The organism is Virgibacillus sp. LDC1 (assembly GCF_025792345.1).
Taxonomy (GTDB): domain Bacteria; phylum Bacillota; class Bacilli; order Paenibacillales; family Paenibacillaceae; genus Paenibacillus_AQ; species Paenibacillus_AQ lautus.
Genome location: NZ_JAOXLZ010000005.1, coordinates 1 through 15,669 on the forward strand (window position 1 = coordinate 1; position 15,669 = coordinate 15,669).

The window sequence follows — 15,669 nt, forward strand, 5'->3', positions numbered from 1 at the left end:
TCAAGATGAGATTTCCCAACTAGTAAGACCCCTTGAAGACGACGAGGTAGATAGGTTGGAGGTGGAAGTGCAGCAATGCATGGAGCTGACCAATACTAATCGGTCGAGGGCTTATCCAAAAAATATTTCAATGTGCTGCAAATTCGTTTCGTATCTAGTTTTCAGGTGATCAAGCATCTGAGCCGTTTGGTGGCGATGGCGGAAGGGTTCCACGCGTTCCCATACCGAACACGACCGTTAAGCCTTCCAGCGCCGATGGTACTTGGACCGAAGGGTCCCGGGAGAGTAGGACGTCGCCAAGCGAACAACCATAAAGACCGTTATCGAGTCATCGATAGCGGTCTTTTTTGTTACACATAAAAAGTAATCATGAATCATCAGAAAGAAGGGTACCCTGGGGGGCCCTTCTTTTCTTTACCTTAATAAGCTTCCTTCTCTAACATGTTTTCTTAGCTTAATATCTTTCCAAGATCAGCTGTGTCTTCAAGCCGTCCATGGGAAGCAGCCAACCGTTAGACTCGAGGGTATCCATAAGCTCTGAGCGAAGCTGGGAAGCAACCGAGACATCGGATGTTTTAAAAGAGATTTCGATCAGATTCTCGGTTCCTGTGCCGTCTGCATTGCGAATCGGCCAAACTTCGAGGCTCATTTTCTGGCCATTCCAAGATCCTTCATAGCGGTAGAACGTCAGCGGTCCATGAATTCGGGACTGTGAGAGCTTTTGTTCACCCCAATTCGGGGAGGACCATTTTTTGAGCTTACCTGGGAGTTTGTCCAGCAGTAAAGCCAAGGCGTCTTGTTCGGACGGGAGTGTTGTGCCGGTTGTATTCGTGCTTATTTTCTTGGTGTTGGAGAAGCTAAGCGTTTGTTTGCCGTAGCCCCAATCAATCTCGGCCTCGTAATTGTCATCCGAAGCATCAAAGCCTTCCTGGTTCGCCAAGCTGAGCGCGGCGTTAATATCTCCATTCACGATGGGATACCGTTTCTTATAGGTGAGCTCGTAGTTATCTTTGTCCTCTTTTTTGCGAAAGCGGACGTTCCAGCCTTCAGCATCCAATTCCAGGTTGTCCGTATCATAATAAGCTACACCGATCGCTTGGGGAACAGCGGCCAGTCCGAATGCTTGAATGACTTCGCTCCGCAGGCTTTCGCCGTTTTCCAGTACGCTTTCGGGTTTGGCAAGGAACTTCACCTCATACGAAGGCACGGCATTGGCATCGGCTGAAACCTCAGCTGTCTGGAGTCCGGTGAATCCACTTCCTAGAGCCGCGAAACCTACCATGAAAGACAACGTCAGCTGTTTCCATCTTCTCAATACAATCACTCCCATAAGCTGGATTTAGGTACACAGCTTACTTTAAACGCTGAATAATTGTGAGTTGTTAACGGGGGATGGCGAATGTATCAAATATGTATAGAATTATTGAATACCGACATACATTTTTTGTTAATCTATCCATCTGACTTACAGCATAAACTCCCCTTAATCACAGGATCTGCTCCAATTGGGTGCCCACTTCGCGCAAGACCTCTTGAAAACGCTGAATTTGTACGGAGGGAAGTCGGTCTTTATTCTGGACACTGTATATATGCCGGGATGCCCGGTGGCCGGGAATCGGCATAACGTGCAGTACACCTTCTTGCTGCTCCCGCTGTACCGCCATCCGTGACATGAAAGAAATATGGTCCCCCAATAACACAAGTTGCTTGATCGCTTCGAGCGAGTCCAGCTCCACCGGGCTCCGCATATGCAAACCATGCTGCTCCAGCCAAAGGTCGGTCAGCTGCCTTGTGCTGGATTCACTTCCATGCAAGGCGAAGGGACTGCGAATAATCTGCTCGGGCTGCAGCGAATCCGATTTTGCCAGCGGATGGTCAGGTGAAGATATTAGGGTCAGATCATCCTTGCACAAGGACTCGGCCTGGAGACTGGAACCCGTAAAGGGCTCTGATGAAATAATGCCCAGATCAATCTGGTGCCGTGCCAGCATGTCGCGGATAACCGGTGAAGGCTTGACGGATAAGGAGATCCGTATGCCGGGAAACTCACGGGCAAAGGTATTCAATATCGCGGGCAGCAGATAGGTGGCAGGGACATAACTGGCTCCAATGTGCAGCGTTCCCCGATATAAGCTGTCGTATTCGCGGACGACACGCTCCGACTCCTTGGCAAGCGCGTTAATTTTTACTGCATAATGCAGCAGAGCTTGTCCGGCCTCGGTGAGAAATGTTTTTCCGCTTCGGGACTCGAACAGTCGGACTTGCAGTTCTTCTTCCAGTGACTTCATATGAAAAGTAACCGTGGGCTGCTTAATGCCAAGTATTTCTGCCACGCTGGTCATATGATGATGGCGGTCGATCAGCTCCACAATTTGCAGCTTCATCAGATTCATTCGTATATCTCTCCCTTGGTTATTCCTTATTTATGCTCTCTATATAGATTTAATCTATGAGTATCAACAGAATTCAAACAAAAAGTTAATTCCAAGTTTACATTAGTCTAATACAACGCTTAAACGTAACCCTTACACTGGAAACAGCTTAAGAAGACAGGTTGGGATCGAAAGTGGATATTGAAATCAGGGGCATTGAAAAGTCATTTCAGGGTACACCCGCGTTGCTTCCTACCGATTTAAAACTGCGTCATGGTCAATTCACCACATTGCTCGGGCCGTCAGGCTGCGGCAAAACGACACTGCTGCGGATGATCGCCGGGCTGGAACAGCCGGACGGAGGAGAAATCTATGCGGAAGACCGGTGCATCTACTCCGTGCACAAAAAGATTGACGTTCCAGCGCACAAACGCAACTTCGGGATGGTATTTCAGGATTTTGCCCTCTGGCCGCATATGACGGTATACGAGAACGTTGCCTTTGGATTAAAAGCGGCCAAGCTTAAAACGGATCTCAGGCAAAAAGTAACCGAGGCGCTGGCCATGGTCCGCTTGGAGGGGATGGAGGACCGTTATCCGCATCAGCTGTCCGGTGGACAACAGCAGCGGGTTGCATTTGCCAGAGCGGTAGCGATCCGTCCGGCACTGGTACTGTTCGATGAGCCTTTGAGTGCGCTGGATGCCGTGCTTAGGGAGGAAATGCGGATCGAAATGATGTCGCTTGTGAAGGATATGGGGTTGACTGCCCTTTATGTTACACACGATCAGGTGGAAGCCATGTCGATGTCGGATGAAATCGTGGTCATGCGGAAGGGAGAGGTCCTGCAGCGTGGAACCCCGGAAACGATATATGAAAGCCCTAGTCATCCTTTTGTGGCTTCGTTTATCGGCAAGTCCAATTGGCTGACCGTCGATCACTCCATGGTGAGGCCGGAGCATGTGACCTGGAGCAGGACAAGCTCGGAGGATGTATGCTATCAGGCAACCGTGCTAAGCGTGAGTTATGTCGGCGAGCGATACGAAATACGCTTACAGGTGGATGGTTTGGACAAATGGACCGCTTTCCTGGACAAGAGGGTACCAGTCGGAGAACGCGTGAATCTGTACGTGTCTCCACATACGATCTGCCGGATGGGTGAAGGACCAAGTCATGATACGAACACGAGCATGCAACAAAATACTACAAAACACACGCCTGCTGCTGCAGGCTAAGATGAAGGGGAGTTGGGGAGAAATGAGTCAATTGAAATTACGGAGAAAAAGCGCGATGCTGTTGCTGGCATCGGTCATGAGCCTAAGTCTGTTTGGATGCGGCAGTACCCCAAATGGGGGTTCAGTTACGATGCCGGCACAAGATACAGGCAAATCATCTGCATCGGGGAGTACGAAAGTCGGAGGCAAGCTCGTACTCTACAGCGCAGGCCCTCAAAAGCTTGCCGACAATATCGTGAGCGGTTTTGAAGCCAAGACCGGAGTGAAGGTAGAGATGTTCCAAGGCACAACGGGCAAAATTTTGGCACGGATGGAAGCGGAAAAATCGAATCCGGTCGCGGATGTGGTCATTCTTGCATCTCTCCCCTCCGCACAAGCGCTGAAGGCGGATGGGCTGACATTGCCTTATCCTGAAGCCGCGAATGCTGACAAGCTGAATAAGGATTGGTCCGACGCCGAAGGAAACTATTTCAGCACTAGCGCATCGGCGCTGGGGATTGTATACAACACCAATCTGGTCTCGGCCCCGCCTCAAAGCTGGGCGGACTTAGGGATGCCGGAGTGGAAGGATGCGGTCAATATTCCGGATCCGACGCTGTCGGGATCGGCGCTGGATTTTATCACGGGCTATTTGAGCGTGAAGGGCGACGCAGGCTGGGAACTGTTCGAGAATTATAAAGCCAATGGCACGGCTATGGCAGGAGCGAACCAAGAAGCACTGGACCCTGTGATCACCGGTGCCAAGAGTTTGGTTGCCGCAGGCGTGGATTATATGGCGTATTCGGCCAAAGCCAAAGGCGAGCCGCTTGACATTGTATATCCGGAAGAAGGAACCGTCGTGAGTCCGAGACCGGCTGCGATTTTGAAATCCAGCCCGAACGTGGATAATGCCAAGGCTTTCATTGACTACTTGCTGTCTGACGAAGCGCAGAAGCTGGTGGCGGATGCCTATCTGATTCCGGGCCGTGAGGATGTGGAGGCCGAAGGCCGGACCAATCTGAAGGATATTCCGGTGTTTAAAGTGGATTGGGCTTGGATGAATGACCATGGGGATGAGACGGCGGCACGTTTTTCCGAAGTATTCAAGTAAGTGCATAAGAGGAAGCACAGGAAGGCAATGTGAGGTGAACCGCAGTGAGACCTGTCATCATGGACAGTCAGCGATTTTTACGAAAAATGGGCGTTATTCTCGCCCTTTTTCTTCTTATTATAAGCATTGGTGTGCCATTGCTGCTTATTTTCTGGCAAAGTGTATACCCAGATCAGCACTTTGATTGGCTGGCGCCGATACGAACGATAGCCGGTCATGAGCTGTCCGGCATTTTGCTGCAATCCATCTGGCTGGGGATATGCGTGGTGGCAGGATCGACACTGCTCGCGCTGCCGCTCGCCTGGATGATGGCCAAAACCCGGTTGGGACAGCATCGGTGGGTGGACGTGATTTTGATGATTCCGTTCATGACCCCGCCGTATATCGGTTCGATGGGCTGGATTCTGTTTATGCAAAAGGGCGGATATTTGCAACAGTGGCTGCCGGGAGCAGCGAGATGGAGCGATTCCTTCTTCAGCTTCGGAGGTATGGTGCTGATCATGAGTCTGCATTTGTTCCCGTTTCTCTACCTGCTGCTGCGGGACGCTCTGATCCGGATCGGCGGTAATCTGGAAGAGGCCGGAGCGGTTCATGGCGCAAGCGCAGGATACCGGTTTAGAAGAATCATATTGCCGCTGCTGTTATCCTCTTACGGTATGGGCGCGATGCTGGTGTTCGTCAAAACTATTGCGGAATTCGGTACCCCGGCAACGTTCGGTCGACGCATTGGCTATTATGTGATGACCTCGGAGATCCACAAATATATTTCAAGCTGGCCCATCGATTTCGGTAAAGCGACCTCGCTCGCGTCGGTCCTGCTGTCGGTTTGTCTGGTGATGTGGTACATGCAGTCTACGATCAGCCGGAGGTTTACCTATCGTCTTGTCGGTGGCAAAGGTCAACGCTCCAAAAGATATTCGCTGCGCGGCAGCAAAGGCGTCGTCTGCGCTCTATACATCGGTTTGCTGCTGATATTGTCTGTCGGCATTCCTTATTTTTCTGTCATTGCGGCATCCTTGATGAAGCTCCGGGGAGCCGGATTATCCTTGGATAATCTGACGTTTGCCCATTACAAGGAATTGCTGTCCTGGGGATCGGTCAGCCAGAAAGCGCTTGGTAACAGTCTGGGTCTGTCGCTTGCAGCATCTACGGTTGCCGTTCTGCTCGGTACCGGCTTTGCCCTGACGATAGGCAAGTCCCAGGCACGGATGCAGCGGGTCATTGATCTGTTAAGCCTCTTGCCGAATACGGTACCCGGCATTGTGATGGTGGTCGGTTTGATCCTCCTCTGGAATGCGCCATGGATGCCGGTTACGCTCTACAATACCTACGGGATGGTCGTGCTGACGTACGTCGTGCTGTTCCTTCCATATACGGTGCAATACGTGAAGGCCAGCTTTACGCAGGTTGACGGTACTCTGTTTCAGGCGGGGCAGGTATTTGGAGGCGGTCCTCTGCTTATACTGCGGCGGATTCTGCTGCCGCTGATTATGCCCGGCATGCTGGCAGGATGGATCATGACCTTCACGATTGCGTCACGGGAGCTGGTCGGATCACTGCTCATTCTGCCCCCATCGATGCAGACATCGGCTACATATATATTTGCCCAGTTTGAGCAGGGACAGGTATCTCTCGGGATGGCGATGGCCGTTGTCTCCGTCGGCATGACGGTGCTGCTGTTGCTGCTGGTCGAAGCTATGAATTCTAAAAGAAAGTGGAATGCATCATGATGAAACTGACAGTGTGGGGCGGTGCAGGCGAGCATGGCCGCTCCGCCTATTTACTAAGCGGCAGCCAGGTTCGTTTGCTGCTGGATTGCGGCGTCAAGAAGGAAGGATCGGGAGACTATCCCATGATCCAGCAAGAACAGGTGCCGAAGCTGGATGCCGTGTTTCTGTCGCATGCCCACGAGGATCATTCGGTGGCGATTCCGCTCCTGTACCGGCTTGGCTATCAAGGGGAGGTATGGACTACCCGGGAGACGGCAGTCCAGTTAACGGCCTACTTTGCCTCCTGGAAAGAGTACACGGCAAGGGCAGGCGTAGAGCTTCCTTTTATGGATGAAGATCAGTTGGCGATCCGCTACCGGTATCTGGAGGAAGAGGCGGAGAAGTTGACGTGGTTTGAGGCGCTTCCGGGCGTAGAGATCATGTGGGGACGAAGCGGCCATATGGTGGGGGCTGTTTGGTTTTTCGTACAGGCTGAAGGAAAACGGATCTTCTATTCTGGCGACTACACATCGGAATCGCTGCTGCTTGAGGATGACAGCCCAGCGCTGGTAGACAAGCCCTCTTCCATGCTGCTGGATCTGGCTATAGTGGATGCGGCTTACGGGACCGACGCTAATTCACAGGCCGATAAACTGAAGCAATTGGAACAAAAGATTGAGAGCACGCTGCAAACCGGCGGGAAGGTATTATTACCGGTGCCGGCCGCCGGCCGAGGGCAGGAAATGATCCTATGGGCATACAGGAATTGGGGCCATGTGCCGATCGTGATCGAAGCGCCGCTGATCGAAGGGATGAAGCGACTGCTTGGACGTTCGGAGTGGCTTCGCAGCCAGGAATCCGATCAGGGAATGAGGGATCAGCTGGAGTCATTACTGAACCGGAACGATTGGATCATACCCGCTAGTGAGGCGGAACGTAAGTCCTTGCTCCAGAAACACGGGGCATCGCTATGGTTCGTAACCGATGGGATGATGCAGTCGAATCTGGCGCAGTGGTACTATCACCAGATGTCGGGCGATACCCGGAATCTGGTTCTGCTCACAGGTCATGTTTCCAAGGGGACCTTTGGACATCGCCTCCTCCAACATCCGGCATCGTACGGTGTCTGCTCTGTCATGAAAATCAGGTATAAGGTACACCAGGGCCTGGCGGACGTGCGCCAGATGATAACCGGCGTTCCGGCACTGCATACCGTACTCGTCCATGCAGACAAAGGAGAAACGGACCGGTTACGAGACTGTCTGACAGAGGAAGCATCGGACCCCAACCTCCACATTTATTCCATGTCGGCTGGTGAGGAAGTATACTTTTAGACGTGATTAGAGTACCTTTATCGCTCCAGCGATAAAGGTTTTTTTGTGGAATGGCTGTTGTGTGTTTAGATGTAGGTGAAGTTGGTGAAGGCTGTAATGAACAGTTATAAAAATAAATTAGTACCAAGTACTAGTACTTGGTGATATAATAACTATAAACTTGGAGGTGTGAATGATGAGCCAATCAAAATCAAGAATGACGGCAATCGGGACCTATGTTCCTGAACGGATATTAACCAATGCGGATTTAGAGAAGATGGTTGAAACGAGTGATGAGTGGATTGTGCAGCGAACAGGCATGAGGGAACGACGGATTGCTGCCCCGCATGAGTACGTGTCGGATCTTGCCATCAAGGCTGTAGAGGATATGGTTGATCGGTACGGCGTTACCGTGCGGGATGCCGATATGATTCTTGTGGCCACAAGCACGCCGGAGTATTCTTTTCCCAGTACAGCTTCCCGGGTGCAATCGAAGCTGGGCATTGCAAGCACGGGTGCGCTGGATCTGAATGCCGCTTGTGCGGGATTTGTATATGCACTACAGATGGCTGACGGATTAATATCCGGAGGAGCCTACCGTAAGATTCTGGTTATCGGTGCAGAGACCTTATCGAAGATTACGGATTACACCGACCGAACGACATGCGTATTGTTTGGGGATGGCGCCGGTGCCGTATTGTTGGAGAAAGATGAGGAATCCCCAAGTGTGATAGCTTCCGTATCGGGCACTTTTGGCGAAGGCGGCATTCATCTGTATAAAACAGCGCTCTCCGAGCAAATGGACGGCACGGAATTAAAGAGCGGCTGCCTTGTTCAAAATGGGCGTGAAATTTATAAGTGGGCCATTCGGAACATTCCGGACGGCGTCCGTGCCCTTTTGTCCAAAGGAGGCATGACCGCAGAAGAAGTGGATTGGTTTGTCCCGCATAGCGCCAATCTTCGCATGATTGAAGCGATTAACGAGCGGGGGCCATTTACAATGGACCGCACCTTAACCAGCGTCGAGTACCGCGGGAATACGTCGGCAGCCTCCATTCCGCTTGCACTCCAGCTGGCGGTGGATGAAGGACGGCTGAAAGCGGGAGACCACGCCCTACTCTATGGGTTTGGCGGGGGAATGACCTATGCCGGCTCTATCGTAAAATGGACGATATAAAATCGTGACATGAAAACGATGGAACGAACCACCGATTATGGAGAAGCGGATGACTCCGGAGGAAGCGGGACTCACAGTAATGGTCCACGAACCGGAGGAATAATCCGACTGACGAAGTGCTGATCCAACGCGAGAGATTCATCATGTTAATCCATAAGACCGCTATCGACATTCGATATGCGGTTTTTTTGTGCTGCGATTTTTGGATGAACGAACCTGAATCGTAATAAATTCAACTCAAATTCGAAAGTTTACCACCTCAAAATTTGGCGCCGCTTTCATTAGACTAAAGAGGAAAAATACGTTTCATGGAAGAGGGGTAGAAGAATGAAAAGGTTTAAATCATGGAGCTTGCTGCTCCTGAGTATCATCATGGTGTTCACGCTGGCCGCATGTGGAGGCGGTGGCGGCAACGGAAGCAGTACGGCTGAATCTCCGGGGGGAGGCAGCAGTGAAGGGACGGACAATACGAAAGAAGGAACAGAGTCCACAGAGAAAATCGAGCTCTCCTTCTGGTCGCTGGGAACGACCAACTATGAAGATCTGGCGAAGGAATACACGAAAGAACATCCGAACATCACGTTCAAATTCCAGAATACGTCGGACCAAACCGCACATCACAACAACCTGACGACAGCATTGTCCGCTGGCTCGGGCGCGCCTGACATTTTCCAATTGGAAATCGCGTTTATGGAGCGTTTTATCAACAACCAGGATAAATTCTACAATCTGTACGATCTCGGCGCCAAAGACTTAGAAGGCAACTACCTGGAGTGGAAATGGAAGCAGGCCACATCGGTTGACGGCACCTTCCAACTTGGTTTGCCAACAGACATCGGCCCTACGGTCGTCTATTACCGTACGGATCTGGCTGAGCAAGCCGGACTGCCGACGGATCCGGACGGGTTTAGCGCAGCGATTGATTCATGGGACAAATTCGCCAGCGTAGCCAAGGAGTTCACAAGCAAAACAGGAAAACCGTTCGCCGACTTGACGGACCTGGTATATAACGGGGTACGCGACCAGTCCCCGGATCAAATCTACTTCAACAAAGAGGACGGCTCCTTTATCGGAGATACGAACCCGCAAGTGAGAAAAGCTTACGACTTTACGGTAAAAGGAATTCAGGAAGGCTGGATCGGCAACTGGATTCTGTGGTCTCCTGAATGGCAAAAAGCGATCAATGATGGAGACTTTGGCGTCATGCTCGGCCCGGCTTGGATTGCCGGCACGATCCGCAATGCCAAGGATACCGCAGGCAAATGGCAGATTGCCCAGCTTCCTGAAGGAGCAGGCAACTGGGGCGGTTCGTTCCTGACCCTGCCGAAGGAAGGCAAGCATTCGAAGGAAGCCTACGAATTCATCTCGTGGGTGCTGAACAAGGAGAATCAGCTGAAATCGTTCAAGGACAGCGGCCTGTTCCCGTCTATCCCGGCGGTGTACAGCGAGCCTTCGTTCACGGAGGAGAAGGATGAATTCTTCGGCGGCCAGGTGATTTCCGAAGCGTATGCCAAATCGGCGGAACGCATCAAGCCGGTTTACTACGGACCGCTTCATGACCAGACCGACACGATCATCAAGAACGCGCTCAAAAACGTACTGGAGAAAAAAGCCGACCCGCAAAAAGAATGGGAAAGCGCCATGAAACAAATCAAGACGCTGGTTGATCGCAGCTAGGAAAAGGATCATTCCTCGCTAGCACGTTCATCCCGCAATCCGTCCGAATCCGAGTTGGGAGGAAGCTCTCTTCGCTCGGATTCGGATTTATCCTTACCTACCTGGAGGTGCATCATGGCAGACACAGCAACGGCAGAATCGCCGAAGCCGGTGCCGCAAAGGCGGCGCTTGTTGACGGAGACCGTGCGCAGCCGGTTTACGGCCTATACGTTCATATCGCCATTTTTCATATTGTTCGCAATTTTTGGCCTGTATCCGATTCTTTTTACCATCTATTTATCCTTCTTCAAGTGGGACGCGCTTGGACCGATGAAATACGTCGGCTTCAAGAACTATGAGCTTATTACAAGCGACCCGACCTTCTGGATCGCGTTTAGCAACACACTCATTATGGCTTTGATGGGAACCGTGCCGCAGCTGATTGTGGCCTTATTTGTGGCGGTTATGCTCAACTCGGCCTTGAACAAATTCAAGAATACGTTCCGCATTCTGTATTTCATGCCGAACATCACCTCCATCGTTGCCGTGACGCTCGTGTTCAGTACGATGTTCGGCAACAACGGGATGGTCAACTGGCTCTTGAACACCTTCGGTGCGGAAAGCGTACCGTTCAACTCCGGCTGGTGGGGAGTCAAAATCGCGATATCGACCATGGTTATGTGGCGTTGGATGGGTTATAACGCCATTATTTTTCTGTCGGGGCTGCAGAGCATTCCGACCGACATTTATGAAGCGGCCAAAATCGACGGCGCCACCCGAGGCCAACAGCTGCTTTATATCACGCTGCCGCTTCTTCGGCCATTCATTCTGTTTGTTACCTTGGTATCAACGATTGGCGCGCTCCAATTGTTTACGGAGCCTTATGTATTCCTTGGTCAGTCCGGCACGGGTTCTACGCGTCAGGAAGGGGTAACGATGGTCACTTATCTGTATAATGAAGCATTTAAGAACGGATTTTTCGGTACGGCAGCGGCAACGGCGGTCCTCTTGTTTATCGCCACCATTCTATTCTCGGTGTTAAATATGATGCTGGGCCGAGAAGGTAAAGATACGGGAGGTAAAAAAGCATGAGCACAGTCGCCATAAGCCGAAAAAAACCGGATGAACCCGGTGTTGTCGCTAAATTTTTCTTCTACCTCTTCATGATCCTTGGCGCGCTGGTCTCGATCTTCCCGTTCTACTGGATGTTTGTCGTGGCTACGAATGATAAGGATGCGGCATTTCATATTCCGCCGCTGCTTACGCCCGGCACGCAGTTTCTGGATAACTTCGCGCGCGTGCTGGAGCGAACGGATTTTTTCAGGGCGTTGATGAACTCGGTCGTGGTGTCTACGGCCGTGACCTTGTCCGTTGTGTTCCTCTGTACGCTGGCGGGTTATGCTTTTGCCAAGTATGAGTTCCCATTAAAGAAGACGCTGTTTGTCTTTGTCATTGCCACGATGCTTGTGCCTGCCCAACTGGGCGTGCTTCCACAGTACGTCATCATGGCCAAGCTGCACTGGATCGACAGCTACAAGGCGTTGATCGTGCCCGCTATGGTCAATGCCTTCGGCATTTTCTGGATGAGGCAGTACATCGCTTCTGCCGTTCATACCGAGCTGATCGAAGCGGGGCGGATCGATGGCGGCGGACATTTCCGGATTTTCTGGAACATAGCTATTCCTGTGGTAACACCGGCGATGGCTACACTGGGAATTCTGAATTTCATGAATGTGTGGAATGATTTCTTCTGGCCGCTTGTCGTATTGAAAAACAGAGAAAATTACACCATTCAAATTGCGCTGCAGCAATTGTTCACCAATAAGGACGGCCTTGATTTCGGGATGATCATGTCCGCTACCTTCACGGCTACGCTGCCGCTTCTCATTGTGTTTCTATTGTTCAGCCGCTATGTCATCGCGGGTCTGACATCAGGCGCGATAAAAAGTTAACATGCGGGGTGATGTCCTACAGGGAATGCGGGCTGTCATGAAGAATAATAGACATAGTAGAGTGGAGGGAGGAAGGATCCATGAAACTCCGCCGAAAGATATTGCTGGCTATTATTCTTCTGGTCTTCATTCCGGTCATCGCGCTGGGCGGGGTATCTTATTACAGCTTCTCGGAAGCGATGGAGAAGAAGTCGAATGATTTTTACTGGATTTCGCTTCTGGAAACGGATCGGAAGCTGAAGTTCGCCTTGAATGAAATCACGACGATTTCGAACTCGGCGATCACCCAGCAGTCGGTTCAGCAGATGCTGAAGCAGCCGGAATACGCAGTTACCTACGAGCAGCGGCAGGAGATCAACAATTTGATCAATCATCCGATGATTGCGTCGTTTGCCTTTTATTCGAACGACCAATTGCTTTATCATACGAATAGCGGAATGGAGCTTCAGGAGCTGAGGCACCAGGAATGGTATGAATCGGTGGAGAAGGCGGAAGGGCGCCCTGTATGGGTCGGTCCAGGCGAGAACGGCTCTGCGGCATCCGGTTCTCCCGTTTTGATTCAATCCAGAGTCATTAAGGATTATTACTCGCTGGAGGATATCGGGACCGTCGTGATTTATGTGAAGCCGGATCTGCTCGATCAGGTATTCTGGGAGGCGGCAACGCTGAAGCAGGGGGATATTTTGCTGGTCAACAAGCAGGGGCGGATCGTGTTCAGCAAGTCAGGCGGGCATATCGGGGAGCGGACGGCATTCCCGTTTCTGTCGGATAGCTATACGAATGGAAAAGGCTATTATATCGATCAATATGCAGATGAAAAATCGCTGATCACGTATTCTCCTTCTCACAATAAAGAATGGTTTCTGGTCGCCATCACACCAAGCAAACTCATCTCGGCCGAATCGGTCTCGATTCGTAATCTGGCCTTGATTCTGGGATTGATCTCGCTCGTGTCGGCATTTCTGTTCGACCGTTTTTTTGTGCGCAGAATGGTGCGCAGCATCATCAGCGCGGTAAACGGGATGAAGCGCGTTAAGCAGGGTATCTTCGTTCCGATCCCATCGCATAAAGTGGCGGAGGACGAGACGGATCTGTTAATTGACGGCTTTAACCGGATGAGCACGCAGATTCAGGAGCTGATCGGACAGGTTGAGACGGAACAAGCACGGAAAAAGGAAGCGGAGATGCAGGCGCTGGTCGCTCAGATCAATCCGCATTTTATATACAATTCACTGGAATCGATTAATTCGATGGCCGTGCTTCAGGGAAACAAGGATATCAGCAAGATGGTGGTCTCCCTTGGTAAGCTGCTTCGCATCAGCATCAGCGAGCATCATGAGCTCATACCGGTCAGCATGGAGCTGGAACATGTCCAGCATTATATGCGGATACAGAAATTCCGATTTGAGGAAAAATTCGATTACGGCATTGAGCTTCCGAATGAACTGAGGCACTACGTTACACAAAAGCTGATTATTCAGCCGATTGTTGAGAACGCTTTATATCACGGGATTGAGCCGATGGAGGAAAGCGGATTGATCTCAATCAGGGTGTCCGAGGACGGCGAGGATATCGTGATCGATGTGGAGGACAACGGTCCGGGCTTTGATCCGGAAACGCTGATCAAGCTATGGAATACGGACCCGGGACAACTAAAGAAGTATCGCGAGAACGGGGTCGGTCTGAAGAATGTACATGAAAGGCTGCGGATCCGGTTTGGCAGCCGTTACGGATTGATGATTTGTTCCTCGCCCGGTTACGGCTCCTTGATACGAATCCGAATACCGAAAATACTGACATGACAGGGGGTGCTGCAGAGTGAGATGGTTTTGGAATTGGGGCTGGATTGTCGGATATGCCACTCTGTTGGCGCTGTCTGTCGCGTGGGTTACGGTGCAGAGTCAGGGACCGGCCCGGGAGGAACAGCCCGAGAAAATTACGCTGACGTTTCGGCATTTCTGGAACAAGGAGCATGACAGACCGGTGCTGGCCATATTCGAGAGCATTGTTCGCACGTATGAGAAAGCGCATCCAAATGTAAAGGTGAACTTTGAAAGCATCGATCAAACGATTCACCGGGAACAAAAGCTGAAGAGCGAGATGGTCACCGGTACGCCGCCGGATATGTTTGTCCTGTTCGGCGGAGCCGAGATCGTGCCCTATGCCAGATCCAACCGGCTGATGGATTTAACGGATTTTTTGCAGGATACCGGTCTGAAAGATAAATTCAAGGATCTGCACCATTGGACCTTCAACAATCGGATTTACGGTCTGCCTTTTGAGGGGCACGCGGAGCCGATCTATTATAATCGGGCTTTATTCCGTCAGCTGGACCTGGAGCCTCCGAAGACGCTGGATGAGCTGAATGAGGTGATTCGGAAGCTTCGCGAGAACGATATTATTCCCTTTGCGCTTGGGAACGAAGACCGCTGGCCGGCAGGGATTTTTGCGCATTATTTCATGGATCGGTACGCGGGCCCGGAGCTGATTGACCGTCTGGTTGAAGGAGAGGATCAGGTCAGCTTTGTGCATGAGTCGTATTTGGAGGCGTTTGAGCAGCTGGAGTCGTGGATCAACGCAGAAGCGTTCAGTCCGAACGCAAATAATATTTCCACGGAAGAAGCGATAGCCCAGTTCACCGAAGGAAAGGCGGCGATGTATCTGAACGGCAGCTGGGATATCACGCTGTTCCGGAATGAGGATCATCCGGATTTTCAGAATGAGGTAGGCGTCATTCCCTTTCCCTCCCTTCTTCCCGGCGAAGAACGGTCCTTGGCAGGCGGATACACGATCGGGATCGGGCTGTCATCGGATTTGGATGAGTCAAAAAAGCAAGCGGCTTTGGAGCTGCTGGGCATGTTCTATACCCCAGAGGTGCAGACACGGCTGGTGTATGAAGGGCTCCGCGTTCCTTCGATGAAGATTGCCTATGATTCAAACAAAACCGGGCCGGTGTTTGCCCAGGTCACGGAATTGATGGAGGAATCCACGAGTACGTTTTTGCCATACGATAACAAGCTGTCACCTGAGGTGAACCGTTTATTCCTTAAAGTGATCGAGGATATGATTGGAGGACGGACGCAAGCTGCCGCCGCACTGGAACAGATTCAGAAGGCCTCGGTGCGCTATTGGCAGCTTAGGCGAAACACGGTGCCGGAGTAACCAAAA

The 15,669-nt window shown here is 51.4% G+C and carries 12 protein-coding genes and 2 rRNA genes; 12 read left to right on the forward strand and 2 right to left on the reverse strand.

Features of this window, described 5'->3' with window-relative positions; all coding sequences use genetic code 11:
* A 23S ribosomal RNA gene (locus tag OHJ21_RS24715) occupies positions 1 to 119 on the forward strand; the annotation flags it as partial.
* A gap of 66 nt (positions 120 to 185) precedes the next feature.
* Positions 186 to 302 (forward strand): 5S ribosomal RNA (gene rrf / locus OHJ21_RS24720).
* 152 nt (positions 303 to 454) lie between these two features.
* Here the strand turns inward: rrf and OHJ21_RS24725 are convergent.
* Together OHJ21_RS24725 and OHJ21_RS24730 are read right to left on the reverse strand one after the other, a co-directional pair.
* Positions 455 to 1,315 carry a hypothetical protein gene (locus OHJ21_RS24725; RefSeq protein WP_486021418.1) on the reverse strand — a complete coding sequence of 287 codons (861 nt, stop codon included), beginning with the start codon at positions 1,313 to 1,315 and terminating at the stop codon, positions 455 to 457.
* Between the two features lie 172 nt (positions 1,316 to 1,487).
* A complete protein-coding gene (locus OHJ21_RS24730) occupies positions 1,488 to 2,393 on the reverse strand; it encodes a LysR family transcriptional regulator (RefSeq protein WP_207797534.1) in 906 nt (301 codons plus the stop codon).
* Positions 2,394 to 2,566: 173 nt separating this feature from the next.
* Here OHJ21_RS24730 and OHJ21_RS24735 point away from each other — a divergent pair, with 173 nt between their 5' ends.
* From OHJ21_RS24735 to OHJ21_RS24780, 10 genes are all read left to right on the forward strand, one after another.
* A complete protein-coding gene (locus tag OHJ21_RS24735) occupies positions 2,567 to 3,604 on the forward strand; it encodes an ABC transporter ATP-binding protein (RefSeq protein WP_486021419.1) in 1,038 nt (345 codons plus the stop codon).
* Positions 3,605 to 3,626: 22 nt separating this feature from the next.
* Positions 3,627 to 4,694 carry an ABC transporter substrate-binding protein gene (locus OHJ21_RS24740; protein ID WP_486021420.1) on the forward strand — a complete coding sequence of 356 codons (1,068 nt, stop codon included), beginning with the start codon at positions 3,627 to 3,629 and terminating at the stop codon, positions 4,692 to 4,694.
* Positions 4,695 to 4,780: 86 nt separating this feature from the next.
* Entirely contained in the window at positions 4,781 to 6,424 is a 1,644-nt protein-coding gene (locus OHJ21_RS24745; protein ID WP_486021682.1) for an ABC transporter permease, read from the forward strand.
* Positions 6,421 to 7,737 (forward strand): MBL fold metallo-hydrolase, encoded by a 1,317-nt coding sequence (locus OHJ21_RS24750; protein ID WP_486021421.1) that lies wholly within the window; start codon positions 6,421 to 6,423, stop codon positions 7,735 to 7,737. Before OHJ21_RS24745 ends, OHJ21_RS24750 begins: the two co-directional genes overlap by 4 nt.
* A gap of 175 nt (positions 7,738 to 7,912) precedes the next feature.
* Positions 7,913 to 8,893, forward strand: a complete 981-nt coding sequence (locus OHJ21_RS24755) for a ketoacyl-ACP synthase III (protein WP_207797535.1) — start codon at positions 7,913 to 7,915, stop codon at positions 8,891 to 8,893.
* 327 nt (positions 8,894 to 9,220) lie between these two features.
* The gene (locus OHJ21_RS24760; RefSeq protein ID WP_100540266.1) at positions 9,221 to 10,570 is read left to right on the forward strand and encodes an ABC transporter substrate-binding protein; all 1,350 of its coding nucleotides are present in this window, start codon (positions 9,221 to 9,223) and stop codon (positions 10,568 to 10,570) included.
* A 114-nt stretch (positions 10,571 to 10,684) separates the two neighbouring features.
* A complete protein-coding gene (locus OHJ21_RS24765; protein ID WP_100540267.1) occupies positions 10,685 to 11,641 on the forward strand; it encodes a carbohydrate ABC transporter permease in 957 nt (318 codons plus the stop codon).
* Positions 11,638 to 12,501: a carbohydrate ABC transporter permease gene (locus OHJ21_RS24770; protein ID WP_100540268.1), complete on the forward strand. Its 864-nt coding sequence runs from the start codon at positions 11,638 to 11,640 to the stop codon at positions 12,499 to 12,501. Before OHJ21_RS24765 ends, OHJ21_RS24770 begins: the two co-directional genes overlap by 4 nt.
* Before the next feature lie 80 nt (positions 12,502 to 12,581).
* Complete coding sequence (locus OHJ21_RS24775; RefSeq protein ID WP_100540269.1) at positions 12,582 to 14,303, forward strand: cache domain-containing sensor histidine kinase; 1,722 nt, start codon at positions 12,582 to 12,584, stop codon at positions 14,301 to 14,303.
* A 16-nt stretch (positions 14,304 to 14,319) separates the two neighbouring features.
* Positions 14,320 to 15,663 (forward strand): ABC transporter substrate-binding protein, encoded by a 1,344-nt coding sequence (locus OHJ21_RS24780; protein ID WP_486021422.1) that lies wholly within the window; start codon positions 14,320 to 14,322, stop codon positions 15,661 to 15,663.
* Positions 15,664 to 15,669 lie beyond the last annotated feature (6 nt).